A 22828-nucleotide genomic window follows, 5' to 3' on the forward strand; every position below is an offset into this window, starting at 1 on the left:
AGGGGAATCGAGAGAAGGGGCGAAGGCTGCGTGGCAACGAAACCGGTTCGGGCGGATGCGTTTACGAGCATCTCCCGGATCGTCGAGGCTGCACGACGTCTGTTTGCTGTTGAAGGAGCCTCCGCGACGCTCGCTCACATCGCGCGTGAAGCGGGCGTCGGTGTCGCGACGCTCTATCGGCATTTTCCCAACCGCGAAGCGCTGGCCCGCGCCGTATACGAACGCATCCTCACTACCGACGTCCTTCCGCTGCTGGCCGAGCTCGACAACGACGCACTGCCGCGAACGGTCCTGCTCGACGTCGCCGAACGTATGGCCGACATCGTTCAGGGCGAACCCGGATTGGCCGCATCGGTAGGAAACCTGACAGAGGTCACCGCGGAATTCCTGGCCCAGAGCGACCAGATCTTCGGCCATGCGGTCGTGCGGGCACAGACGGCAGGCAACCTACGTCCCGACCTCGAACCACGCGACGTCCCTTACGTCTTCGCCATGGTGATCACGGCACTCAGTGCCGTTGAGCTCGATCGGCCCGCGCGCCGCCGCTATCTGAGCTTTCTGCTGGATGCGCTGAATCCTGCACAGGCGACGTCACTCCCGCCTAGGTAAGCGTGGTCCTCGCGAGACGCGGTGCGGCACAGTACTTGGTCGGTCGGCCGCTCAGGTGCCCTGTGGGCGGGTGGTTTCCAGAGGTGTTGTGATCTCTGGTCGGCCATGCCAACGCCTCGTTGTGCCCGGTTCCACACGGGGCAACGCGGCGACCATGGCAGCATGGTCGACCGCCGTCGTAGACCAGCCGGTGCACCAGGTGGCTTCCCATGCCGTTGCAGCCCTCGATCGCCCACACTCGGTCGGGGAATCGGTGTGCGGTGGTGAGCATTTCGCGGTAGCCGGGCTTGTCGGGGCCGTATCGGCCGGCGGTCAGAATGTGGGCGTTGGTGTCGATGAAGTCGGCTGCTGGGGCGCGCCCTGCTGTCCCGGTCTGTCCAAAACAGTGCTCCGCAACTGGGGAGCGGCGATGAAACCGATCGTGGCGCCGATGGCCGCGCTGCTGCCCCGCATCGGGTCGGGGCATTTCAGTGCCGAATTGCCGTATTTCGATGGTGACCGAGCGTTCTGCGGATCCATGCCGATGATGATTCTCACCGGTTTCCTCTTCGAACGAACGGAACGCGGCTGTCCGTGCGGGAGGGCACCGCTACTTCGAGCTGGGCAGACCCTTTTTCAGCCACACACCGCGCGGCACCCGGTGGGAGGCGGGTCAGAAGAGGCACCCGGAGGGCCACGTCATCGACGACCACCACTTGATCCGCACTCCGGGCGGCTGGGTTCTCCCGACGCACCGCACCGCCCGCGGGTGTGAACGAGATGACCGCGGGCGCAGCCCGCCACCGCGAAGGCAACTATGTGCCGCCGATCTTTTGCTCGAGCCCAGAACGCCATGGGCGGCAACGCTCATCACGCCCGCCGGCCTGGTGTTGTTCTTCAAGGACGGCCCATTCGCATGGAATGGCATTGTCGGCATCTACATCCCGCTCGCTGCTTTTGCGATCTGGATGGGAGCCATCAGTTACGAGGTGCACAAGGCGCTCACCCAGCAGATCGCCGACGGCACCGATCCGCTGTAAGCACCTGTCACCACGGCTACCACAGGAGTCGCAGGCCTGCCGGACGCAAGCGATCGTTTCGCCTGTGCATACTCTGGCAGCATGGACGAAACCACCGCGAGCATAGTGCGCGCAGCCCGGAAGGCCTTCGCGCAGTACGGGCCCGACCGCGCCACGATGACCGACGTGGCACGGTCGGCCGGAGTCGTCCGACAGACCTTGTACTACACGGTGTCCAGCCGCGACCAACTCCTGGAACTGGCGATGGTGCAATGCTGCGAGGAACTGCAGGAGCAGATCGACTCGTGGAAGCTGGACGAGGAGGGCGATCTCGACGAAGCCCTGGTCGAATTTCTGGCCAGAGCCGTCGAACTCACCGGCAGCGACGAGGAGCTGGCGGCACTGTCTGCCAGCCTGCCAGCGGATCGCGTCATAGCGGTGTTCGGTGAGTCACACCCGATCGAGACCCTGATTCGCTCCAGCCTGCGCCCGATCCTCGAACGCGCACAGTCCAACGGCCGGCTCCGCCCCGACATAACGATCGAAGAGGCGAGTCGATGGTTGCAGGGCGTGCTCACCTTCACCCTGCTCCGTGACAACCCCGGTCCAGAGCCACTGCGCAGCGAACTACGCAAAGTTTGCCCTGCCATCGGTGTTTTCCAACGACGTCGAACCCGCTCGCCAACGACGACTCGATCCCTCCTGACATCACCAGCGCCGGGCCCTTCGCCGTCGCCGAGCGCTTCTCCACACACCCGACACAGGCGCAACGCGAGCACCACCGCATACCGTTCCGGATTGATCGCACCCCACACCGGCGAGACGCGCCCACGGTGACGCAACGTCAGATACGGGATGGTCAGGCACGCCCGACACCGCTTCTAGGAAACTTCCAGCCGTCGAACCCAACACGGACAGCCTTGCCTTGCGCGGTCGGGGCGCTGTGCAGGTGGGCGAGAATGGGTGGTCGGACCGAATTCGACGATGACGCACCGGAAAGCACCTTCGGTGCCCCGCTGCGGGCGGTGAGCACCTTCTCCAGCTCGGCCACCAGCCACTTGGCAGTGATCGAGCGCTCGACGAGGTGCAGCAGCGATTTGCGGGTGTGTTCGTCGATCATTGACGCGATCTTCACCGCCCGCCCATCGACGGTGGAGTTGAACTGGAAATCCAACGCCCACACCACCTTCGGTGTGTTCGCATCGACCGCCGGCACCGACGATCATCCGGTCCGGTTGCGCGGGGAATGGGTCGGACTACCGCTCGTCTCCCCCCCCAACCATTGCCCCGGCCCGGCGTATGCGAAGGGGGCCGATCTCGAACCTGCCTGCCGGGCAGTTCATTCGGCAGGCAGTCCGTGATCGCTACTTGCCGGCCTTGTTGTAGGCATCCAGGATCTCGGCCGAGACGCGCCCGCGGCTCGATACCTCGAAGCCGTTCTTGCGGGCCCAGTTGCGAATAGCCTGGGTCTGCTCGCGATCGACTGTGGGACGAGACTTGGTGACGGTCGTGGTCTTTGATGAACGACCCTTTTTGCGGGCGTGTTGGGTCCATTGTTCGAAGGTTCCACGCATGTGAGCGGCGTTCAGCTTCGACAGGTCGATCTCGTAGGCGACGCCCTCGACAGCAAAGTGCACTGTCTCCTCGGCGGTGGACTTGCCGTCATAATCGTCCACCAGCTCGACGACGACCTTGCGTGCCATGAAAGCAGCCTTCCTGGTTGCACCAATGTAGTGATACAACAGCCTAGTGGCATCGAGCCAACTCTGGATCCCCGGCTGGACCTGCGCGGGACATCGGCGCCAGGCCATCTCGCGCGCCGCCGAGTCTTTCCCATCGCGCCACTGGCGATGTGCTTGCTCCTGACATCGAGAGCTCCGCAGCCAGCAGTTTGTGGATGACCCAGAGGCATTGGCGACTGGCGGCGAACTAAGCGTGTTGCTGTCAGTGAATCTGAATGAAAGTCGGGGACTGTCGGTGCTGCAACAGCTTTGAGCGGGTACACAACGAAGAGTAGCCATACGGGCATGTGCGTTTCCGCTCATATCGTGGAGGCCGGACCATAGAGGAAGGGCCAGATGGCGGAGAAGAGCGCAAGTTCGATGCGGGGTTCCGTGGGTGAGCGGTCCGGGGCGTGTGTGGGACCGGGCGGCCGGTCGCGCAGGTTGCTCGTGAGTTGGGGGTGAACTCGGGCACGCTGACCACGTGGGTGGCCCGGGATCGGCAGCAGCGTGAAGGCGGTGCCGGTGATCAGCTCAGCGAGTCCGAGCGGGCCGAGCTGTTGCGGTTGCGGCGGGAGAACGCCGAGCTGGCGATGGAGCGTGATGTGCTCGAGCGATCAGTGGTCGGGTGGGTGAAGGAGGCGACCAAGTGAGCGTGGCCGGGTTCATCGCCTCCCAGAGGACCGAACATGGCGTGCCGCATGCTGTTTCCTGCCGCGCGCTCGAAGTCAGCGGGTCCTGGTTCTACAAATGGAACGCTCGCGAGCCCACCGAGCGCGAGCAGCGTCGTGAACAGTTGACCGCCGCGATCGGCAAGGAGTTCGAGGACTCCGGCCGCACCTACGGCAGCCCCTGCATCGGGCTGGAACTGAGGGAGAAGGGGGCTGGCAATATCCGGCCCGGATCAATGCCGGGTCCCGCGGCCGGCCCGCGTGCCATCCGGCCCGCGCTGTGGAGCTGTGGCTGTAGCGGTGAGGCGTTTGTTTCGCGGCGTGGCGGGGGACCGGTGCATGGTCGCGTACCTACGATGATCGGTGGTCATCCGGCCGTTTGGCCCATGGTCGAGTGCCTGCTGCGGAGATTGTCACCCCCGCCCAGTTCTGCCTTCTGTCCGCAGGGTCACGTCCCGGGGCGCAAAGGGAACCGTCGATGCGCATCGCGCAGTGGCACCGAGACCGACAACGCCCTCATCGCTGAACGCGACCGCGACCCGAACCAGTGCTGACCTCGCCGGGGTACTCCCGCCATGGTGTTCGACGCGGCAGTCCGTCAGGAGCGCCCCTGACGGCAGTGCGCACAATATCGCGGCTGTGACCATGGATTCCGAACGGCCGCGCATGGCAGGTCGGCAAACGACTGGGAGATGTTTGCAGATATGTAACCAATGGTAAACCTGGACGCGACTACCGGATCAAAATCATTGACAATCAAGGATAATGTCTTGATTGCAGATTGTTCGCTGAAGGTGAACGCCGAAGACGCCACTATCTCAGTAGGTGATTCGGTCCGCGCGCGTGCGTACCCGCCGAGCGTCGCGGGCCGCGGGGACGGTGCCGTCAGGAGAGTCAGGACAGCCCCTGACGGCACCGCACATGACAAGGTCAGCGAAGCCGGGGGAGGGGTGTGCTCGCTGACCTACGGCAAGAGTAATACCGGTCATACCTTGCCAGCGCAGTGGGTTACCTTCGACCGCAACGTGATTGGGCCGTCAGAGGTAGGCGTAGGGCAGCGCGATGCTGGTGCCGTCCAGCGCTGTCGATGCTCTGTATTCCAGCCAGTACGAACGGGTCGAGGCGGTGCGACGCAACTCCCGCGAGATCGTCGGCGTACTACGACCGAGCCGACGAGCGATCTGGCGGACCCCCTCACCTCGGGCAGGGAACAGCGCGATGTCCCGCTCACCCGACGACAGACAGCGACCCGAAACGGTCTGGAGCAAACGAGGATTCACGCCGCCGGCATGCCGGAACCACCGGAATCCGACCGGCGAGGACACCTCCGCCTCTGCCGCCGCATCCTCGGTCATCGCCCTGCGCGCGATCGCCGCCCAGAACTGGACCCGACCCTCACGCCACGCCACCGACGGCGGCCCACTCCGACGCGCGCACCGCGGGGCGCAGCGGTCTGTGCGCTCTGCATTGTCGCTTCCACAGCGTGCGAACTCCTTTCGTGGTCCCTCGACCCGCGAGGATGACTCTTTGCCTGAATCTGAAAGACATTCCGAAGCTATTAGCTGAGTAGCTAGATCCTTGCTCATGATCTCAGTGTGGTTCAGGGTGGTTGTCGGAATTTTGAATGCATCGATTCTTAGTGTCGAAGAATCGCGTGGACACTCGATGCGTTCGCCTGAGTCCCGGTTCATGGACGTACTGCGCCGATTCGACGGCCGGTTGCTCGCCGCCGACGAACACCCCCACGTCGAGGAGGGTGAATGGGGCCACGACAAGGTGGTTCTGCTGGAGTTCCCCGACACAGCGGCCTTCCGCCTCTGGGCCGATTCCACCGACTACCAGGACATCGCCATAGATAGGAAGGCCGGGTCGCACGGCCCCGTGCTCCTCGTCCGCGGCGTCGGTAACTGAAGACAGGAAAGCCATGACCGCCTTGCTGATCCTGAACTACGACGTGACCGATCCACAGCGCTTGGACGTCTACCGCGAGGCCGCGGCGCCGGTGCTCCTGGGACCCGACAGGGGTGAGCTCCTGGCCAGCACCGATAAGACAGTCCATCTGGGCGAGGGGGAGGGTCCGTGGGCGGCACTCACACCGTCGTGCTGCGTTTCCGCGACATCGAGCAAGCGCGTGCGGTCTACGACTCAGCTGACTACCAGGACCTGTTGGACGAGCGGCTCGCCGCCACCGTGCCCTTCGCGGCCATGATCGTCCCCGAACTCTGAGTCAGCATCGCCGACGACGGTGGGGACTGCTGCCAGATCAGGTGACGGGTTCGACCCGGACGGGTTCGATCCGCCCCATCGTTGGGGTTCCAGTCGCAGTGGCCAACTAACAGCATGGATGTTGCCGTTCTCGAAGCGTAGTTCGCTTATACGGGCTTGCCGCCGGGGCGCTCGGCAGCCCAGGCTGCGATCTGCGCGCGAGAGGTGAATCCCAGTTTGGCGAGGATGTGCTCAACGTGCCCCGCTGCGGTGCGCTGCGAAATCACCAGCCGGCCAGCGATTGCCTTGTTGGTCAACCCTTCAGCGACGAGGTCGGCTATTTGGCGCTCCCGCTTGGTCAAGCTCGTCGCTCCGCGATCTGCTGGTGTCTCGGCTCGATGATGCTCACCCAGCGCGAAGTCGACGGCCGCCTCGAAACTCATCGTGGCACCATCCTGGTGGGCGGATTCGAATCCTCGCCTGCCGAGTACGTCGCGGCTGCGGCGCTCGCATTCCTCATGGTAGGCAAGCAATTGGGGAGACCGTGAGATGCCGGAGTCGCCGACCGAGTGAAGGAGCCCGTGCGCGGCGCCCAACAGCATGGCCGCGCGCCGGGCATCGTGCTTCTCGGCCGCGATCCAGGCCAGTATCTCTAAACCGTGACCGGTGACGTACGGGTCGACCACCCGTCGAGCCAACCGAAGAGCCTCCTCGAATAGCTGCTCTGCCCGCTCGCGGTCACCCATCTGCCAGACGGCAAATGCCATGGTCCGCAGGGCCAGCGTCCGGAAATACGTCTCGCCGTGGGAATCCGAGATGGTCAGTGCTTCCCCGAGGCAGGCGATGACATCTGGCATATCCCGCTTCAGTATGTAAGTCCAGCCAAGTAAATTCAGTGCCTTCAATTGGAACAAGATCGCACCGCGGGCACTGAATGCTTCGACGGCGTCGTTCAACTGGGTGCTCGCGCGAGCCAGGTCGCCACTGCTGAAAGCTGTGTATCCGTCGGTGTAGGCGAGCAGGGCAGAAATCGTCGGGTCGGACGTCTGCTCGGCAAGGGCGCGAAGTTCGGCCACGCGCCCGGTTGCGGCCGGAAGGTCCCCCAGATGCATGGCGAACACGCTGCTCGTGCAGAGGGCCTTGGCTCGGTCCGCCGCCGCGGCGTCGGATGCACTGGCAAGCGTGCGGTCGCACCAGCGGCGTCCCTCGCTGAATCGCCCGCTCGCAGTCCAGAAACAATGTAGGGCGGCGGCGGTGCGCAAGCCGGCTGCGTCCGCCTCAGTTCGGCTGAGCTCCATCGCCTTGCGCAGGTTTGGTAGTTCACGCGCGATCCGGGCGATCCATTCGAGCTGGCGCGGACTGATCCAGTCCGCCTCTGCTTCGAGTGCTAGCCGCTCGTACCAGTCCCTGTGGCGCCGGCGCAGTACTGCGTACTCGCCGGCCTGCTCGATCTTCTGTTTGCCGTACTCCTGCACGGTCTCGAGTTGCCGGAAGCGCACTGCGGCGCCCGATTCCTCACGGATCAGTATTGACTTGTCGACCAGCGCGGAAAGCGTATCGAGGAATTCCGGCTCGCTCTGGTCGCTGCCGCACATGTCCTCGGCGGCGTCGAGCTCGAAACTTCCAGCGAATACCGACAGCCGACCCCATAGTCGCTGTTCGGCCGGTGTGCACAGGTCATAGCTCCAGCCGATGCACCACGCCAGCGTTTGCTGGCGTGTCGGCGCACCCCGACTGCCGCGGGTCAACATGGCAAACCGGTCGGTCAACCTCACCAGGATCTGCTCGGCAGACATCGTGCGCAGCCGAGCCGCCGCCAGCTCGATCGCCAACGGCAGCCCGTCGAGCCGCGCGCAGATCTCGGCCACGCTGACCTGGTTGTCCTCGGCCAGCTGGAATCCTTGCACCGCCGCAGCGGCTCGCTCGGCGAACAGCGTCACCGCGTCGTAGCCGGCCGCTTGGCGCAGGGATGGCCCGCTTCCCGGGTCCGGGAACCGTAGCGGCGGTACGGGCAGCACCGATTCCCCGCCGATGCCGACGGCCTCGCGACTCGTGGCCAGAATCCGCAGCTGTGGGCACGCCCGCAGTAGCGACTCGACCAGTTGCGCGACCGCCTCGATCACGTGCTCGCAGTTGTCGAGCACCAACAACACCTCGCGGGTGGACAGGAATTCCACGAGCACCTCGAGCATCGATCTGCCAACCTGCTGCCGCACGCCGAAGGTGCCGGCCATGACATCGACCAGCAACGACGAATCGCGCAACTCACCCAACTCGACCAGCCAGACGCCGTCGGCGATATTCCGTTGCAATTTGTGGGCCACCCGTAGCGCCAGCCGGGACTTGCCAACCCCGCCGATCCCGGTCAGAGTCACCAGACACGAGACCGACAGCAGGTTCTTCACTTGCGACACCTGGCTACGCCGATCCACAAAACTGGTCAACTCCCGCGGCAAGTTCCCCGTATCCCTGCGCAGCGCAACGCCGCTGCGGCTGGGTACGTGGGTCCCATCTGCGGGCACCGCCGTCGCCGGCGATGCTCGCTCGCCGCCCGGTTCGGCCCGCAGCGCCATCTGATCGACCCCGCAACCGTGCGCTTGTTGAATCCGCTGCAGCTGCTCGCCGAACTCTGCGGCCGAGGGGCGGTCTCGGGTCTCACGAGACATTGCGGCCTCGATGACTGCACACACGTCGTCTGGCATTCCACGCTCGCGCAGGTCCGGAACCGGCTGGGTCGTGATCCGCAGAAACTGCGCCACCACCTGCTCACCACTGCGGCGCTCGAACGCCGCGTGACCGGTCAGCGCACAGAATAACGTGGCACCCAGCCCGTATACATCCGAGCCGTTACTGGGTGAACCCCCGCTGAGCACCTCGGGCGCGGTGAACGCCGGAGAACCGGTAACCGCGCCGGTGGCCGTCTGGAAACCCCCGGCAAGATGAGCAATACCGAAGTCCGTCAACGCCGGCTCACCGTAGTCGGTGAGCAGAATGTTCGCCGGTTTGACGTCCCGGTGCAGAACATCCGCACGATGCGCCGTTTCCAACGCACCCGCCATCTTCACCCCCAGGTGGAGTGCTTCCTCCACGGATACCGGGCCATCGCGGCGGATCCGCGCGTCCAGCGAACCCCGCGGGTGGTACGGCATCACCAGGTACGGCCGACCGGTCTCGGTTTCGCCGACCTCGAGCACCCCGACGATATTCGGGTGGCCCGTCAGCCGGCCCATCGCCCGTTGTTCACGAAAGAAACGCTCCCGATTCTCATCGAGCTCGCAGGTCAGGACCTTCACCGCCACGGTGCGATCCAGCCCGCGCTGGGTGCAGCGGTACACCACGCCGAAACCGCCCCGCCCGATCTCCTCCGCGTCCTCCAACCCGACAGCACTCAACTCCGTGACCACATCAGCACCAAGATCACGTTGCGTCTTCAATGGATCAGAGTCCACCATCAGTCACTCGCAATCCACCCCAGCAAGAGACTACGCCGCTCACCAGGTGTACCTGCACTAACAATCGCCCAACCGGTCGCAGTTGTCGCACTTGAATTGGCGACAGTCCGGACACGTCGACGAGGCGGTTGGTCGACAATCTGTTTGGGCGCTCCTCGATCGACGATAACCGCACTCGTTTGCCCTTGACGTGCTTAGGAATTCCTTGAGGCATCTCACTCACCCCTCGAAAGCCAGCCAAATAAGTTCGTCGCCCATGCCGACATTCCCGTCATCTGCGGCGCTTTCGAATTGGCGGCCGACGCGAGTAGGTCCGACGGTGCCTTCGGCGTCCCTGTGGCACCTTCGCCGTCGCGTTCGCCACGTGAGTGGGGCTATTGGCTGCTGGGCAGTTGAGCACACCGCAGGAGCCCATGGTGGCTCGACGCGCAAGAGTAGTTGTCGAGCGAGTTCCTCGATCAGGTCGTATTCGTTGCTGAGGAGGCTTGTCGGGCCGGCAGTGTGGGCGAGTTGGGCGTGTGAGGGGCGCATCCTGATCTCGCAACGATGGCCTTACCGAACTGCGACGCCGGGATCGCGGTTCGTCGCTCGGTGCTCAGATGGCTGCTCGGTTCGCGCGCTGGTGCATAGAGGCCAGGCGGGCTGAAGCTGCGAGTCGGACTTGTTGCACCATATGGTTTTCGGCGCCTGCAGCGTCCCCGGCTTCGAGTAAGGCCACTAGTCGGGCGTGGGATTCCACCGCCTGCTCGGCGACTTTTGGGTTCGACCAGACCGATTGCTCGATGGGGATGGGGTGGCTTTCCCAGATCCATTGCAGGTGGCGGGCGATGATCGAGCGACCCCCGGCGCGGGCGATCTGGGCGTGGAACTCGCGGCTGGCGGCGGACATGCGGCCGGCGTCGCCGACCTGTAGGGCGGCTCGCAGTTCCCGGTGGATGTCGTGGAGGCGGGCCAGCTCGGCGGGGGAGATGGAGGTAGCCGCCAGGCGGGCCGCCAGGCCCTCGACGGTGGCACGCAGCAGGTAGAGCTCCTCCATGTCACCGGCGGCGTGTTCGGCGACCTTGGCACCGAAATTCGGTTCGTACACGACCAATCCGACCGATTCGAGATTGCGCAGGGCCTCGCGCACCGGGGTGATGGAGACGCCGAGCCGCTCGGCGACCTTGTCTTGCAGGATCGGCGTGCCGGGAGGCATTGCGCCGCTGAGGATTTCCGACCGCAACACCTCCTGCACGTAGCCCGCGCGGCTGCCGGGGGGCTTGACGGTGGCGTAGGTCATGTCAGGTCCGGTGGACCCGGTGGCGGTCGACGCCGTTCCGGTTGCGGCGTTCGCGCTGCGCCGTGCCATCGAATCGAGCCTCCTGTTCTCGTGCTGCTGTCTGTCCTGATCGTAGTGCCCGTGGCGACCCCTTGACGTCTCATCTTATAACTTATAAGTTAGCGCCATGATGTGTCTTGAGTCACTGAAGGTGGTGGACGCGGCGACCCTGTTCGCCGGGCCACTGGCGGCGACGATGCTGGCGGATTTCGGCGCCGACGTCGTCAAGATCGAACACCCGCGTCGTGGCGATCCCAGCCGGGGTCACGGCGCGAGCAAGAATGGGGCGGGCCTGGTCTGGAAACAGTTGGGCCGCAACAAGCGCCCGATCGGCGTGGACCTGTCGGCGGGTGAGGGGCAGGCCGTCGCGCGGGCCCTGCTCGCCGACAGTGACGTGCTGATCGAGAATTTCCGGCCCGGCACCCTGGAGCGTTGGAATCTCGGGCCGGAGGTGCTGCACGAGATCAATCCGAGGCTGGTGATCGCCCGTGTCACTGCCTTCGGCCAGTTCGGGCCGCGCTCGAACGAGCCCGGATTCGGCACCCTGGCCGAGGCCATGAGCGGATTCGCCGCCATGACCGGCGAGCCCGACGGGCCGCCGACCCTGCCGCCGCTGGCGCTGGCCGACGGAATCGCGGGGCTGGCAACGGCTTTCGCCATCATGGTGGCGCTGGGTCAGCGGGAGAGCACCGGCCGCGGCCAGGTGGTGGACCTGGCCATCATCGAACCCATTCTGATGATGCTGGGCGCGCAGATCACCACCTATGACGCGCTCGGTACGGTGCCGCGCCGTACCGGGAACCGGTCGGACAACAATGCTCCCCGCAACATCTACCGCACCCGCGACGACCGTTGGCTGGCGGTGTCGACCAGCGCCCAGTCCATTGCCGAACGTGTGATGACCCTGGTGGGCCGCCCGGATCTGGTGGAGCAGCCGTGGTTCGCCAGCGGATACGGCCGTGTCCAGCATGTCGACGAAGTCGACGGCGCGGTGGCCGAGTGGATTGCCGACCGCGATGCCGCAGCGGTCATCGAGGCCTTCACCGAGGCCCAGGCGGCGATCTCGCCGGTCTACGACATCGCCGATATCTTCGGCGACCCGCAGTACAAGGCGTTGGAAACCATTGTGCGACTGCCTGATCCCGACCTCGGCACGGTGGCCATGCAGAATGTGCTGTTCCGGCTGTCCGAGACTCCGGGCGCGATCCGCTGGGCCGGGCGGGCGCCGGGGGCGGATACCGACGCGGTGCTGGGCTCGCTCGGCTTCTCCGACGAGCAGATCCGCACGTGGCGGGAAGCCGGTGTGGTGGCATGAGATACCCGGGTACCTGGCTGTATGTCCCCGGCGACCGACCCGACCGGATGGTCAAGGCCATGGCCTCCGGCGCGGCGGTGGTAGTGCTGGACCTGCAGGACGCGGTGGCCGAGTCGCGCAAGCCCCAGGCTCGTGCGAGCGTGGCCGAATTCCTCGCGGCGGCCGATCCCCAGGTGCGGGAAACGCGAATTCACGTGCGGATCAACAATGTCCGCACCGAGACAGGCCGGCGTGATCTGGACGCCATCGCGGGATTGCCCGCACTCGACGGCATCCGGCTGCCGCTGGTCGAATCGCCCGCCGATATCGAAGCTGCCGTCCGCATCGCCCGTGCGGGGGGATCGCGGTCCGGATTCCACTGCCTGATCGAAACCGCCATCGGCGTCGAGAACGCCTACCGCATCGCCTCTGCACCCGGCGTCGCCGCGATCTCGTTGGGGGAGGGAGACCTGCAGGCCGAGCTCGGCACGGTCGAGGAAGAAGGGCTGGCCTGGGCTCGCAGCCGAATCGTCGTGGCCGCTGCGGCCGCGCAGTTGCCGGCACCGGGGATGGCTGTCTTCGGAAACGTGAAAGATGCTGTGGGACTGCGTCAGTCCTGTCTGAGCGGCCGCCGGTTGGGTATGCGCGGCCGCTCGGCCATCCATCCCGCCCAACTGCCCGTCATCGCCGAGGCATTTCAGCCCACGCCCGCCGAGATCGACCGGGCGCGGCGCATCGTCGCCGCGGCGGACGCTCGATCGGGCGGTTTCGCCCTGGATGACGGCACCTTCGTCGATCAGCCGGTCGTCGCCGCGGCGCGGCTGACTCTCGAATGGGCCGAACCGTATCCACCACTTCAGTGCACAAGGTCGTGACCATGAGTGACCACCCCGGGCCGGACCGGTTTCCGGCATTGATCGAATTCACCGATGTCGCCATGACATTCCGCGACGCCGGACGCTCCTTCCGGGCCATCGACGGACTGTCGTTGACGATTCCCCGCGGACAGTTCTGCTGCGTCGTCGGCCCCAGCGGCTGCGGCAAGTCCACGCTGCTCAATATGGTGGCGGGCCTGCTCGAACCAACCCGCGGCCAGGTCCGCTACGACGGAAAACCGGTGGCGGGAGCCAATACCCGCGTCGGCTACGTCACCCAGAAGGACAATCTGCTGCCCTGGCGCACCGTGCGCGCCAACGTGCGCCTGCCCCTGGAGTTGCGCGGCGTCGGGAAGGCCGAAACCGACAGGCGCACAGACGAAGTGCTCGATGTGGTCGGTCTGTCCGGATTCGGCGATGCCTACCCGCGTCAGCTGTCGGGCGGCATGCGCAAACGCGTCACCCTCGCCCGCACCCTGGTGTACGAGCCCGAAGTCATCCTCGCCGACGAACCGTTCGGCGCGCTCGACAGCCAATTGCGCACCGTGCTCCAGGGTGAACTGCTCGGGCTGCGGGCTCGCACCGAGGCCACGGTGCTGTTCATCACCCACGATCTGGGCGAGGCGATCGCGCTCGGCGACCGGGTCCTGGTGATGAGCGCGCGACCCAGCCGGGTCCTGCTCGACGAGCCCGTCACGCTGCCACGCCCGCGTGACGTCCGCACCGCGCGATTCGACCCGGAATACGCGCGCCTGCACGAAGCCCTGTGGGCGGCGTTGAGTCCCGAGGTCGAAACGGGAGTACCGGCATGAGCACCCTTGCAGCCGCTCGAACCACCGTGCCCGCGCCGAGCATCGACGCCGACTCCGACGCCCGCTACCGCCGCGAGCGACTGACCTACCGCCTCGTGGTGTACACCGCCCGGATCCTGATCGTCATCGCGGTCCTGGGTACCTGGCAGGGCCTGTCGGGCCCGGTGATCGATCCGTTCTGGGTCTCCTCGCCCCACGCCATCGGGGAGCGCCTGCTGGAATGGACCCGCGACGGCACCCTCGCCGCTAATGCCCGAGCCACCTTGCTCGCCATGGCCATCGGCCTGCTACTGGGCTCTGCGGCCGGCATCGTCGCCGGATTCTTGTTGGGCCGCATCCGTTTCCTCGGCGACGTGCTCAACCCGTTCATCATCGCGCTCAACAGCTTGCCGAAACTTGCGCTCGCGCCGCTGTTCATCCTCTGGTTCGGCATCGGCCTGCAGGCCAAGGTCGTGATGACGGCCCTGGTGTGCTTCTTCCTGGTCTTCTACAACACCTTCGCCGGGGCCCGCGATGCGGATGCTGAACTGCTCGGGGTCGTCACCGTCCTGGGTGCCAACGGGCGGCAGCGACTGACCAAAGTGATTCTGCCGCACACCATGTCGTGGATCCTGACCGGACTGCGGCTGGCCGTGCCGTACTCGCTGCTCGGCGCGGTGGTCTCGGAGATCACCGCCTCCAACGAGGGTCTCGGGCATCTGCTCAAGACCTCCGCCAACACCTTCGACACCGCGGGCACCTTCGCCGCCATCGCCGTACTGGTGGTGGTCGCACTGCTGCTGAACATCGCGGTCAGCCGCGCCGAGAGCCTGAGCTCCCGGTGGAAATGAGAGATCAGCCATGTCAACCAGAACCCGAATCGCGGCCGTCATGGCCGCGCTGGCACTGACCGGATCCGCGGTCGCGGGCTGCGCCGGGCGCGGGCCCACGGTCACCGACTGCGCCGGGCAGACCGTGAAGATCGGACAGTCCACCGCGAACAACCTGCAATACGCGGCCCTGTACGTCGCGCAGGACAAGGGCTACTTCGAAAGCCAGGGCCTGAAGGTCGAAACCGTCGAAATGGGCGGCGGATCCGAGGCCATCCAGGCGCTGGCGGGCGGCAGCGTCGACGTGGCGCTGACCACCTTCGCAGCCATCCTCAGCGCCGCCGAAAAGGGCGCGCCGCTGGTGGCTTTCGCGTCGACCGCCGACCGGAACACCGCCGATATCGGTATGAAGAATCGCTACGCGCCACCCGCGACCGCCGATCTCGACACCGCCGTGCGCGCGCTGCGCGGGCTGCGGGTAGCCGTCACTTCGGCCGGATCCGGGGCCGACCAGACGCTGCGGTACCTGCTGCGGCACGCGGGCATGAACCCGGACTCCGACGTGAAGGTCGTCGCAGCGGGGGGTGCGGCGGAGACGGTGGCGGCCTTCGCCAATGGCTCGGTGGACGCCTACATCATCGGTCCGCCGTCCTCGTTGGTGGCCGCCGAGCGCGGCGACGGCCGAGTCATGCTGCGCCTGGCCTCCGGTATCGCACCCGACCTGGACGGTCTGCTCTACGGCGTGGCCGCCACGTCCACGGCGACCATGGGCCGCAAGGAGGCGGTAATGCGGTGCTTCGCCCGCGCTCTTAACCAGGCGGACGCGTTCATCCATGGGCAGCCCGATCTGGCGGCGGCGCTGCTGCGACCCCGGTTCCCGGAGATGACCGACCCGCAGTTCACCCTGAGCTGGGAGCCGATTGTGAAGGCCACCCCGCCCACGGCGGCCATCGACCCGGCCGAGGCCGACAAGGCGGCCCGATTCGTCGCCACCGTGTTGAACAAGACCAGTGTCGACGCCACCAAGGCTTACGACACCCGCTTCTCGGAGGACATGAAATGAACACCCCCACAACGGACTCCCTCACCGCACTGCAGGCCCTGCTCGGCGGTCTGCGCACCATCGAGCTGGGACAGCCGCTCGAGAACGGTATGCCCTGCTCGCCCAGCCACCCGGGCTTCCGGATGGCGCTGCTGCGCCGGCACGGTGACCGCGTGAACGCCCAGGGCGGCTCGGGGGCCAACGAGCTCATCGTCACCGGCGGACATGTCGGCACGCACCTGGACGCGTTGTGCCATGCGGCCATCGACGGTCGGATGTTCGGCGGCGTGGATGCCCATGCGGCCAGTGTCGGCGGCGCGTTCACGGTGCACGGTGTGGACACCGTGCGACCGTTCCTGTGCCGGGGCGTACTCGCCGACATCCCGAAACTGCTGGGAGTGCCCCGGCTCGAACCTGGCTTCGGCATCACCGCCGACCATTTGCGTGCTGCCTTCGGCGACACCGTGCCCGGAGCGGATGAGGTCGCGCTCATTCGTACTGGCTGGCCGCAGCTCTACCACGATCCGACCGCCTACGTCGGCCACGAGACCGGTGTCCCGGGCATTACCGCCGAAGCTGCGGAATATCTCGCGGATACCGGGGTTCGCGCGGTGTGCAGTGACACTATCGCCACCGACCAGATCCTGCCCGGCGTAGGGCACGCGGCGCTGCCGGCGCACGGGGTGCTGCTCGTGGAACGCGGTGTGCACATCATGGAGGTGCTGACCTTCGAGGAACTGGCCGCCGCCGGCGTGCGCGAAGTGCTGTATGTGGCTGTGCCGCTGCGGATCACCGGTGCCACCGGATCGCCCATCCGGCCGCTGGCGCTGATCCCCCGGGAGGCCGCCGATGTCCGCTGAGTTGTCCCGGGCGGTCGCCGACTGGGCGCACGCCGCCTACACGAAATCCGAGGTGCCGGATGCGGCCTTGACCGCCGCCAGTGAGCATCTGGTCGACACGGTCGCCGTCACCGTGGCCGGACTGGGGGAAGCGCCGGTCGGATCCATGCGGCGTGCGACCCGAAATCGCAGCGACGCCGGTCGTTTCGCCCTGGTGCTGGGTACTGCCGCGCACGCACTGGACTACGACAATGCCCAGACGCCGTCGCTGGTCCATCCCTCTTGCGTGATCGTGCCGACGGCCATCGCTGTTGCGCGCGAACTGCCACGACCGGGCGCGCGAGAGCTGCTGCGCGCCATCACGATAGGGGAGGAGGTGAGTCTCTGGCTGGGTGAAACTGCTGTGGCGGACGGAAATTCGGTGCTGTTCGACCGGGGCTTCCATCCGACAGCAGTGTGCACGCCGATTGGGGCGGCGGTGACAGCCGGTCTGCTGCGCGGGATACCACCCGAACAGCTCGCCCACGCCATCGGTGCGGCGGCCTCCCTGTCCGGCGGGATTCTCGAAGGCAACCGCACCGGCGGCCAGACCAAGCCCATGCACGCCGGATTCGCCGCCGCCGCAGGCATTCTCGCGACCGATCTGGCCGCCGCGGGCGCGACCGCCGCGCCGACGGCACTCGAGGGCCGCTTCGGGTTCCTGCACGCATTCCTCGGCGGCGAAGCCACCATGGGCGGGCCGCCGGAATCGGCCGGGGCGTGGCGCGTGCGGTCGGTGACCACGAAACCGTATCCCACGAACGGCTTCACACACTCGTCGATCGACGCCGCACTGCAGTTGCGGCAGCAGGGATTTCGCCTCGAACCGGGGGCCACCCTGCGCATCGGGGTGGCCGGGCCGGTGCTGCGGACCATCGCCTTCCCTGAAACCGCCAAATACGCTCCGCCCACGTCCTACGCCGCCCGGTTCTCCGGCCCGGTGGTGGTCGCGATTGCCGTGCTCGGCGGCTCCGGCCTCGGGGTCGGACTGGCCGACTTCGACGGCGAGAATCCCCCCGGCGACGCCGTTCTCGCCGCCGCCGCGCGAGTCCGCTTCGAAGCCGACCCGTACGCCACGGCGGCCTTCCCGGACCGGGTCATGAGCAGGGCCGTCGGCACCGACAGCGACGGCAGACAGTACCGGGTCGACATCGACACCGGCCGCGGCGGTCCCGACAACCCGCTCTCACCACGCGACCTGCGCACGAAATTCGACGACTGCGTCACACCCCGGCTCGGGGCGGCCACCACGACACTCTGGAATGCCCTGCAGGACACCATCACCGGCGACGACACTGCCTGTGTCGCCGCTCTGTCCACCCTCGCCGAGCAGCTCGGCTGACGATAGAAAAGGAACACCTGATGAGGAAAATAGCCACGGCATCAACGTTGCTCGTCGCGGCCACGGCCCTGGGGGCTGGCTCGGTGACCGCTGCACCACCTGATCGCGATACGATCACCTACACCGCCACCACGACCGAGCACTCGACCGTGATCACCACCGACGCGGGATCCATGGTCGCCGAGGACGGACTCTTCAAGATCAAGGCAGCCGACGGCACCGTCTTGGCTGGAACCGAATTATCCTTCCGCATAGATGATTTCGTCTTTCCCGTCGCCGCCGACATCGCAGGCCGCACCGCAACACTTACTCCGCAGCTCGACCTGCGGTACGCCCGTTACGCTCCCGTCGCCCTGCCCTTCGAGGACCAGGCACCCTGGAAAACTTCCTACGACCGCGAACAGGCGGCGTGGGGCCGGATGCGCGACACCATCTCCGTCGGTGCGACCATCGGCACCCTGGTCGGCGGCCTCGGTGGAGCCGCGGTCGGCTGCCTGGTCGGCGGAATTGCCGGGGCCACAGTCGCATCGGCCGCCATCGTGGGCTTGTTCGGCGGCTTCCTTCCCGCCGCCGCGCTCGGCTGCCTCGGCGGCATCGTGGCCGTCGGCGCCCTCGGCACGATCGCGGGCCAGCTCCTGGTCACAGCGCCGGTCGCGATCCTGGCCGCGGCCCAGTACTTCACCACCATCAACCAACCGCCGCCCACTCCGGCGAAATAACCGCGCGCGGACTCACTCTCGGTCACGGGACGCGTCCCAATCGGTGACCGCATTCCGGAGACGCAGGGTGACCCGCCTGAACTCCTCGCGATCCCCCGAATGCGGCGTGTAAATCCGGACGACGATCATCGAGACGATCACCAGAACCGTGATGACGAAGGCTCCCATGACGGCCGGCATCCTGCCACCTGGACCTGAGGGAAATAGCCACTGTCGCAGTTGTGGACTGCTGAACAGTAGAGTGCGGCAGTCCACTTCGACGAGAGTGGATCGGGAGAGGAAGCGCGAGATGTCAGTACCGATCACACGCGATCTATCGAGGACGAAATAATGTCTGAGAACGACGAGCAGCGTCAGACCCTGTTGGATGCGCGCGGTGTGCCGGTCTTGACCTACGTGCGCGGTGTTCGCGAGGGGCACCCATGGGCGGACCTTGCCGAAGTGGTCGGCCCCGACCCCGTGGATACCATCGTCTCCGACATGTCCGGATGGGCAGTATCGGGATCCGTGGAGCTCGGTGAACAACTGCTGCGCTGCGGCGCCAGGGTGATACGACACGCCCATGAAATGCGTAGAGACTTGATCGCATATCCGCCGCCCGCCGACTGGTCATCACGTGCCCTCGGAAACGGATTCCGCGTGGTTCCTTGCGACCGCGGTGCCGATGCACTGTTCCCAGCATGGCGAGCCGCTTTTCCGGCCGGCCACCCCGACCATCACCCGGGTAGCGACGAAGACGCAGTGAACGAGCGCCTGGTACCTGTGCTGGCAGGCTCCATCCTCGGTCCGGTTCTTCCGTGCAGTGCCCTGGTGGTGGACGACACCGACCACGTAGTCGCTGGGGCGATCATCACCGACCGCGATGGATTGCCATGGATCGCTGACGTATTCCGCCGGCCTGGGGCACGCTACGCGGGCCTTGGCGCCGATCTGCTTCGTCGAGTGCTCGGCGTTGCCGCGGCCGACGGGCTGACCGAAGTCTCTCTTGTTGTGAGCGATGCGAATCCGGCGCGACGCATCTACGAGAAACTCGGCTTCCAACTGGCTGACACGTCGTTGACCGTAGTAGTGCCGTAGGTCGGGCTTCCACTCGAGAGAAGCCATCCGGGTGTCCCGGCGTCACATCGACATCGACGGCATCCGAGAACTCGCTGCCCGTAGCTACGACCGCGCGTACTACCCGGCGGGCACAGGTAGTCACGTGTCATCAGCTCATGAAGACCGAGGATCCTGCTGTGCTCGATGCCTGGTTCGAGTGCCGGCGCGATCTCATCGCCTTCCACGTGGACCCGGTGACCGCCTCGGCAGAGGTCGCTCGCCGGATTGCCTCTGGCCCGGCGCGCTGACCGTGTGCTCGGACCGGTCTTACCGGACAGTCGACCGGCACATGCCTAATCCGAATGGTGGGCTGCTCCGGGGCCTCGCTGCGCCGCCTCATGTTTTCGGGAGTTGAACGGGCGGCATCCACCCGGTCGAGGACGTGGAAGTTGCTTCGATACAAGCGGATTCATGCGGATGTCACGAAACGAGCGCCTGGGCCGGCGGTGCGGTGGATTGCGGTCGGCGGCAGATGTGTGTGTCCTGCCGCGCATTCGAGCACGACATGGACCGGCTCGTCGCAGTTGTGCTCGGTGTCGGGGGAGTGGTGGCGGACCACGACCGACGGGCCTTCCGGGTCGGCGAGGTATTTGTCGCCCCATTCCAGCAGTGCCACCAGTGTTGGTCGCAGATCTCGGCCGCGTTCGGTGAGGTGGTATTCGTAGCGTTGCCGAGCGCCGGGTTCCTGATATGGGATGCGTTGCAGGACACCGGCTTCGGTGAGACTGTCGAGCCGGGACGACAATAGGTTGCTGGCTATGCCGAGGCGGTCGCGGAAGTCGCTGAACCGGCTCGCGCCGTCGATGGCCTCCCGGACGATCAGCAGCGACCAGCGTTCGCCGATGACCGACAAGGCGCGCCCCACGGAGCAGTTCACGGGGTCGATGCGCGGATCCGAATCCATGCGACCACCCTAGCTCTCTGGGTTGACATTTTCCACTCAGCCGCTTAGCGTCGGGCCCGGCTGAGTAGAAAAACTAAATCTAGGAGGTTGATGGCAATGCCGATGCTGGACGTCTACATCCCTGAGGGCACATTCGCGGCTGACCGCGAAGCAGCGCTGATGAATCAGATCACCGAAATCCTTATCCGCCACGAGGGATTCGACCCCTCCGACCCGGTCACGCGATCGGCCTCGTGGGTGTTCCTGCACCGCCCGGCCGCGGTCTACGTGGGAGGGGAACGGGCGGGCGCGCCGTACTACAAGGTGGTGCCGTCCGTTCCGGAAGGCCAGCTCGACGAGGCCAAGCGCATCGGGGTGATTGGTGAGGTGACCGAGGCGATCCTCGACGCGGAGGCCGGTGCGTGGCCGCGTGATCCGGGGCGGATCTGGGTGTTCCCCACCGATATCCCGGAGGGTCATTGGGGAGGATTCGGTGAGGTCAGATCATTGCAGCGCATTCTCGCCCGCCTGACGCGCGACGATGACGAGCGGGCTGCCCGACTCGCCGCGCAGCGGATCGCCGCGAGCCGGATCGAGCGCACTCGACTTCCGGCCGGCTCCCGCTGACCGTCCGTTGCCGGGGCCGCCCATGGCGGCCCGGCCACCGGCGAGATTTGCGGAGTGTCGCCGTGGTCTCCTGATCCTGCTGCGCGACTTCGGCTGGAGTCGGATCCTCACGCTGCCACTGGCTTCCGATCTGGCCGGGACGCCGCAACAGGTCCTTCGGTAGATCAGTGACGACGACCGCACTCGTCGTCCCGACGCCCGGTGCCGGGCTGCATCCGGTCGCGTCCCCGACGGAGAACCAGCGCGCCCTCGGCGAATTCGCGCAGAACATGAACACCGGCACCCTGGCGGGTGCGGTCTGCGGAATCGTGATGGCCGCGAGGATTTGAAGGAGCCGGTGCCGGGCTGGCCCGCAGAACCCAGCCTGGCCATTGGACGTGAATGACGTACAGGCGTGGAATGACGATCTCACCTGGAAGTCGCCGCTGCGTCGCCTCGAACGACCGGCGGCCTGCGGCTGGCCAGATCGCCGTCACCGGGGCGATCGGTCTGCCGGCGGGATCGAGGACCCGATTCGGGTTCCGCGGATCAGCAGCGTCGACGACCGAGCCGACCGCTTGACCACCAGCGAGTCCAAATCCCTTGGTGTTTCCCCTGCGGCCGAGAACCGGTAACGGAATTCCGGGTCGTCGCGGTGGGCGTCGAACAAGCCCTTGGTCCGGTTTGTTACCGCCGGCTCGCCGACCCTCTCACTGATGTCGGGGGCGTCGTCACAGCGCTCATCGTGCGTGCACTCGAAAATTCAAAAACTTCTCCATTTGGAGAAAATATGAGGTACGTTGCGTGCACAGGAGACAACGGCCGGTAGTGGAGGACAACGGTGACCAACACGATCATCACCGACGGGTGGGCGCGAACGCTCTTCCCGGACACGTCGGAAGTGGAAGCGCTGGTGCTATCCGGCGGATGCGTGCCGGCGGCGGGGGAGCGGGACGCCATGGCGGCGGCCGGGCCGGATGCCCGGCATGTCGACGCTGGGGGCGGTGTGGCGCGGTCCGGTCCGGTTGACACCCATCCGCACGTCGTGTACTTCGAGATCGCGCTGACCCGCCCGATCATGGAACTTGGTGACGTGAGGGTGCTGCGCACCTCTGTGGGCGGCTCGGCCGTCCACAACGGCGGCGTACTCGCCTCGCCGGCCGCCACGGAGACCGAGGAGGCTCGGTCGTGACCGCCGATGCAACGACCCGGGTGCTCGCTCGGATCGATGGCCTGGCTGTGGAATTGGTGGCCGCGCTCGCCGAGGCCATCGCCATCCGCAGCGTGAACCCCACCTATCCGGACCAGGACTACGAGGACCTGGTCGGCGGCGAATCGGCGGTCTCCGGGTTACTGGCCGGGCTGTACCGGCAGGCCGGGGCGGACACCGAACCGTTCGGCAAGGCCCCGGGCCGCGACAATGTCGTCGGGGTGCTGCGCGGGCGCGGCGGATGGTGTGGTGCGGAATGACCGGACGAGCCACCGGGGCAGCACCG

Annotated in this window: 28 protein-coding genes and 1 pseudogene; 21 read left to right on the forward strand and 8 right to left on the reverse strand. The window is 66.3% G+C overall.

From position 1 onward, the window contains the following. The first annotated feature begins 30 nt into the window (after positions 1-30). Entirely contained in the window at positions 31-609 is a 579-nt protein-coding gene (locus ACQP1O_RS16275; RefSeq protein WP_433566615.1) for a TetR/AcrR family transcriptional regulator, read from the forward strand. A gap of 312 nt (positions 610-921) precedes the next feature. On the opposite strand, the gene ACQP1O_RS16280 is transcribed toward ACQP1O_RS16275, so the two are convergent. Beyond that, on the reverse strand, positions 922-1146 hold the full coding sequence (locus ACQP1O_RS16280; protein WP_433566616.1) for a hypothetical protein: 225 nt from the start codon (positions 1144-1146) through the stop codon (positions 922-924). A gap of 275 nt (positions 1147-1421) precedes the next feature. Here ACQP1O_RS16280 and ACQP1O_RS16285 point away from each other — a divergent pair, with 275 nt between their 5' ends. Beyond that, on the forward strand, positions 1422-1628 hold the full coding sequence (locus ACQP1O_RS16285; RefSeq protein WP_433566617.1) for a hypothetical protein: 207 nt from the start codon (positions 1422-1424) through the stop codon (positions 1626-1628). Positions 1629-1709: 81 nt separating this feature from the next. Beyond that, a complete protein-coding gene (locus ACQP1O_RS16290; protein ID WP_433566618.1) occupies positions 1710-2444 on the forward strand; it encodes a TetR/AcrR family transcriptional regulator in 735 nt (244 codons plus the stop codon). 22 nt (positions 2445-2466) lie between these two features. Here ACQP1O_RS16290 and ACQP1O_RS16295 read toward each other — a convergent pair whose 3' ends face one another. Next, positions 2467-2823, reverse strand: coding sequence for a hypothetical protein (locus tag ACQP1O_RS16295; protein WP_433566619.1), 357 nt, complete (start codon positions 2821-2823; stop codon positions 2467-2469). Between the two features lie 148 nt (positions 2824-2971). Then, positions 2972-3310, reverse strand: coding sequence for a histone-like nucleoid-structuring protein Lsr2 (locus ACQP1O_RS16300; RefSeq protein WP_433566620.1), 339 nt, complete (start codon positions 3308-3310; stop codon positions 2972-2974). Positions 3311-3741: 431 nt separating this feature from the next. On the opposite strand from ACQP1O_RS16300, the gene ACQP1O_RS16305 reads away from it, so the two are divergent. After that, positions 3742-3981, forward strand: a complete 240-nt coding sequence (locus ACQP1O_RS16305) for a transposase (protein ID WP_433566621.1) — start codon at positions 3742-3744, stop codon at positions 3979-3981. Then, on the forward strand, positions 3978-4553 hold the full coding sequence (locus ACQP1O_RS16310) for a hypothetical protein (RefSeq protein ID WP_433566622.1): 576 nt from the start codon (positions 3978-3980) through the stop codon (positions 4551-4553). The genes ACQP1O_RS16305 and ACQP1O_RS16310 overlap by 4 nt, the downstream gene beginning before the upstream one ends. Before the next feature lie 525 nt (positions 4554-5078). On the opposite strand, the pseudogene ACQP1O_RS16315 reads toward ACQP1O_RS16310, so the two are convergent. Further along, positions 5079-5420: pseudogene (locus ACQP1O_RS16315) on the reverse strand (helix-turn-helix domain-containing protein); the annotation flags it as partial. Positions 5421-5664: 244 nt separating this feature from the next. On the opposite strand from ACQP1O_RS16315, the gene ACQP1O_RS16320 reads away from it, so the two are divergent. Next, positions 5665-5910 (forward strand): DUF1330 domain-containing protein, encoded by a 246-nt coding sequence (locus tag ACQP1O_RS16320; RefSeq protein ID WP_433566623.1) that lies wholly within the window; start codon positions 5665-5667, stop codon positions 5908-5910. Positions 5911-6078: 168 nt separating this feature from the next. After that, positions 6079-6225, forward strand: a complete 147-nt coding sequence (locus ACQP1O_RS16325; protein ID WP_433566624.1) for a DUF1330 domain-containing protein — start codon at positions 6079-6081, stop codon at positions 6223-6225. 146 nt (positions 6226-6371) lie between these two features. Here the strand turns inward: ACQP1O_RS16325 and ACQP1O_RS16330 are convergent, their stop codons facing one another. Both ACQP1O_RS16330 and ACQP1O_RS16335 read right to left on the reverse strand, forming a co-directional pair. Next, on the reverse strand, positions 6372-9656 hold the full coding sequence (locus ACQP1O_RS16330) for a protein kinase domain-containing protein (RefSeq protein ID WP_433566625.1): 3285 nt from the start codon (positions 9654-9656) through the stop codon (positions 6372-6374). Positions 9657-10251: 595 nt separating this feature from the next. Then, the gene (locus tag ACQP1O_RS16335) at positions 10252-10935 is read right to left on the reverse strand and encodes a GntR family transcriptional regulator (protein WP_433566626.1); all 684 of its coding nucleotides are present in this window, start codon (positions 10933-10935) and stop codon (positions 10252-10254) included. 166 nt (positions 10936-11101) lie between these two features. On the opposite strand from ACQP1O_RS16335, the gene ACQP1O_RS16340 reads away from it, so the two are divergent. The 8 genes from ACQP1O_RS16340 to ACQP1O_RS16375 are packed head-to-tail and all read left to right on the forward strand — an operon-like array spanning position 11102 to position 18745. Continuing rightward, positions 11102-12289, forward strand: a complete 1188-nt coding sequence (locus ACQP1O_RS16340) for a CaiB/BaiF CoA transferase family protein (protein WP_433566627.1) — start codon at positions 11102-11104, stop codon at positions 12287-12289. Further along, complete coding sequence (locus ACQP1O_RS16345; protein WP_433566628.1) at positions 12286-13143, forward strand: HpcH/HpaI aldolase/citrate lyase family protein; 858 nt, start codon at positions 12286-12288, stop codon at positions 13141-13143. The genes ACQP1O_RS16340 and ACQP1O_RS16345 overlap by 4 nt, the downstream gene beginning before the upstream one ends. 2 nt (positions 13144-13145) lie before the next feature. Next, on the forward strand, positions 13146-13955 hold the full coding sequence (locus ACQP1O_RS16350; protein ID WP_433566629.1) for an ABC transporter ATP-binding protein: 810 nt from the start codon (positions 13146-13148) through the stop codon (positions 13953-13955). Further along, entirely contained in the window at positions 13952-14785 is an 834-nt protein-coding gene (locus ACQP1O_RS16355) for an ABC transporter permease (RefSeq protein WP_433566630.1), read from the forward strand. Before ACQP1O_RS16350 ends, ACQP1O_RS16355 begins: the two co-directional genes overlap by 4 nt. Positions 14786-14795: 10 nt before the next feature. Continuing rightward, positions 14796-15827: an ABC transporter substrate-binding protein gene (locus ACQP1O_RS16360; protein ID WP_433566631.1), complete on the forward strand. Its 1032-nt coding sequence runs from the start codon at positions 14796-14798 to the stop codon at positions 15825-15827. Next, a complete protein-coding gene (locus ACQP1O_RS16365; protein ID WP_433566632.1) occupies positions 15824-16666 on the forward strand; it encodes a cyclase family protein in 843 nt (280 codons plus the stop codon). The genes ACQP1O_RS16360 and ACQP1O_RS16365 overlap by 4 nt, the downstream gene beginning before the upstream one ends. Then, positions 16656-18026, forward strand: coding sequence for an MmgE/PrpD family protein (locus tag ACQP1O_RS16370; protein ID WP_433566633.1), 1371 nt, complete (start codon positions 16656-16658; stop codon positions 18024-18026). Before ACQP1O_RS16365 ends, ACQP1O_RS16370 begins: the two co-directional genes overlap by 11 nt. 20 nt (positions 18027-18046) lie before the next feature. Beyond that, the gene (locus ACQP1O_RS16375) at positions 18047-18745 is read left to right on the forward strand and encodes a hypothetical protein (protein ID WP_433566634.1); all 699 of its coding nucleotides are present in this window, start codon (positions 18047-18049) and stop codon (positions 18743-18745) included. Between the two features lie 12 nt (positions 18746-18757). Here ACQP1O_RS16375 and ACQP1O_RS16380 read toward each other — a convergent pair whose 3' ends face one another. Further along, a complete protein-coding gene (locus ACQP1O_RS16380; RefSeq protein WP_433566635.1) occupies positions 18758-18925 on the reverse strand; it encodes a hypothetical protein in 168 nt (55 codons plus the stop codon). 150 nt (positions 18926-19075) lie between these two features. Here ACQP1O_RS16380 and ACQP1O_RS16385 point away from each other — a divergent pair, with 150 nt between their 5' ends. Both ACQP1O_RS16385 and ACQP1O_RS16390 read left to right on the forward strand, forming a co-directional pair. Beyond that, positions 19076-19822 (forward strand): GNAT family N-acetyltransferase, encoded by a 747-nt coding sequence (locus ACQP1O_RS16385; RefSeq protein ID WP_433566636.1) that lies wholly within the window; start codon positions 19076-19078, stop codon positions 19820-19822. Between the two features lie 74 nt (positions 19823-19896). Continuing rightward, positions 19897-20091: a DUF3303 family protein gene (locus ACQP1O_RS16390; RefSeq protein ID WP_433567699.1), complete on the forward strand. Its 195-nt coding sequence runs from the start codon at positions 19897-19899 to the stop codon at positions 20089-20091. A 161-nt stretch (positions 20092-20252) separates the two neighbouring features. On the opposite strand, the gene ACQP1O_RS16395 is transcribed toward ACQP1O_RS16390, so the two are convergent. After that, positions 20253-20747: a winged helix-turn-helix transcriptional regulator gene (locus tag ACQP1O_RS16395; protein WP_433566637.1), complete on the reverse strand. Its 495-nt coding sequence runs from the start codon at positions 20745-20747 to the stop codon at positions 20253-20255. Positions 20748-20837: 90 nt separating this feature from the next. Here ACQP1O_RS16395 and ACQP1O_RS16400 point away from each other — a divergent pair, with 90 nt between their 5' ends. The 4 genes from ACQP1O_RS16400 to ACQP1O_RS16415 all read left to right on the forward strand — a co-directional run bounded on the left by ACQP1O_RS16400 (position 20838) and on the right by ACQP1O_RS16415 (position 22802). Beyond that, positions 20838-21353: a hypothetical protein gene (locus ACQP1O_RS16400; RefSeq protein WP_433566638.1), complete on the forward strand. Its 516-nt coding sequence runs from the start codon at positions 20838-20840 to the stop codon at positions 21351-21353. 167 nt (positions 21354-21520) lie between these two features. Further along, positions 21521-21682: a hypothetical protein gene (locus tag ACQP1O_RS16405; protein WP_433566639.1), complete on the forward strand. Its 162-nt coding sequence runs from the start codon at positions 21521-21523 to the stop codon at positions 21680-21682. A gap of 491 nt (positions 21683-22173) precedes the next feature. Continuing rightward, complete coding sequence (locus tag ACQP1O_RS16410) at positions 22174-22524, forward strand: hypothetical protein (protein ID WP_433566640.1); 351 nt, start codon at positions 22174-22176, stop codon at positions 22522-22524. Beyond that, a complete protein-coding gene (locus ACQP1O_RS16415; RefSeq protein WP_433566641.1) occupies positions 22521-22802 on the forward strand; it encodes a hypothetical protein in 282 nt (93 codons plus the stop codon). Before ACQP1O_RS16410 ends, ACQP1O_RS16415 begins: the two co-directional genes overlap by 4 nt. Positions 22803-22828: the final 26 nt, after the last annotated feature.

It is taken from the genome of Nocardia sp. CA-151230 (genome assembly GCF_050942175.1).
Taxonomy (GTDB): Bacteria; Actinomycetota; Actinomycetes; order Mycobacteriales; family Mycobacteriaceae; genus Nocardia.

Bases quoted from the DNA above. Each gene is read 5' to 3' on its own strand.
- ACQP1O_RS16290 (WP_433566618.1), top strand. From the start codon at position 1,710: ATGGACGAAACCACCGCGAGCATAGTGCGCGCAGCCCGGAAGGCCTTC.
- ACQP1O_RS16300 (WP_433566620.1), bottom strand. From the start codon at position 3,310: ATGGCACGCAAGGTCGTCGTCGAGCTGGTGGACGATTATGACGGCAAG.
- ACQP1O_RS16320 (WP_433566623.1), top strand. From the start codon at position 5,665: ATGCGTTCGCCTGAGTCCCGGTTCATGGACGTACTGCGCCGATTCGAC.
- ACQP1O_RS16330 (WP_433566625.1), bottom strand. From the start codon at position 9,656: ATGGTGGACTCTGATCCATTGAAGACGCAACGTGATCTTGGTGCTGAT.
- ACQP1O_RS16335 (WP_433566626.1), bottom strand. From the start codon at position 10,935: ATGACCTACGCCACCGTCAAGCCCCCCGGCAGCCGCGCGGGCTACGTG.
- ACQP1O_RS16340 (WP_433566627.1), top strand. From the start codon at position 11,102: ATGATGTGTCTTGAGTCACTGAAGGTGGTGGACGCGGCGACCCTGTTC.
- ACQP1O_RS16345 (WP_433566628.1), top strand. From the start codon at position 12,286: ATGAGATACCCGGGTACCTGGCTGTATGTCCCCGGCGACCGACCCGAC.
- ACQP1O_RS16350 (WP_433566629.1), top strand. From the start codon at position 13,146: ATGAGTGACCACCCCGGGCCGGACCGGTTTCCGGCATTGATCGAATTC.
- ACQP1O_RS16355 (WP_433566630.1), top strand. From the start codon at position 13,952: ATGAGCACCCTTGCAGCCGCTCGAACCACCGTGCCCGCGCCGAGCATC.
- ACQP1O_RS16360 (WP_433566631.1), top strand. From the start codon at position 14,796: ATGTCAACCAGAACCCGAATCGCGGCCGTCATGGCCGCGCTGGCACTG.
- ACQP1O_RS16365 (WP_433566632.1), top strand. From the start codon at position 15,824: ATGAACACCCCCACAACGGACTCCCTCACCGCACTGCAGGCCCTGCTC.
- ACQP1O_RS16370 (WP_433566633.1), top strand. From the start codon at position 16,656: ATGTCCGCTGAGTTGTCCCGGGCGGTCGCCGACTGGGCGCACGCCGCC.
- ACQP1O_RS16375 (WP_433566634.1), top strand. From the start codon at position 18,047: ATGAGGAAAATAGCCACGGCATCAACGTTGCTCGTCGCGGCCACGGCC.
- ACQP1O_RS16380 (WP_433566635.1), bottom strand. From the start codon at position 18,925: ATGCCGGCCGTCATGGGAGCCTTCGTCATCACGGTTCTGGTGATCGTC.
- ACQP1O_RS16385 (WP_433566636.1), top strand. From the start codon at position 19,076: ATGTCTGAGAACGACGAGCAGCGTCAGACCCTGTTGGATGCGCGCGGT.
- ACQP1O_RS16395 (WP_433566637.1), bottom strand. From the start codon at position 20,747: ATGGATTCGGATCCGCGCATCGACCCCGTGAACTGCTCCGTGGGGCGC.
- ACQP1O_RS16400 (WP_433566638.1), top strand. From the start codon at position 20,838: ATGGCAATGCCGATGCTGGACGTCTACATCCCTGAGGGCACATTCGCG.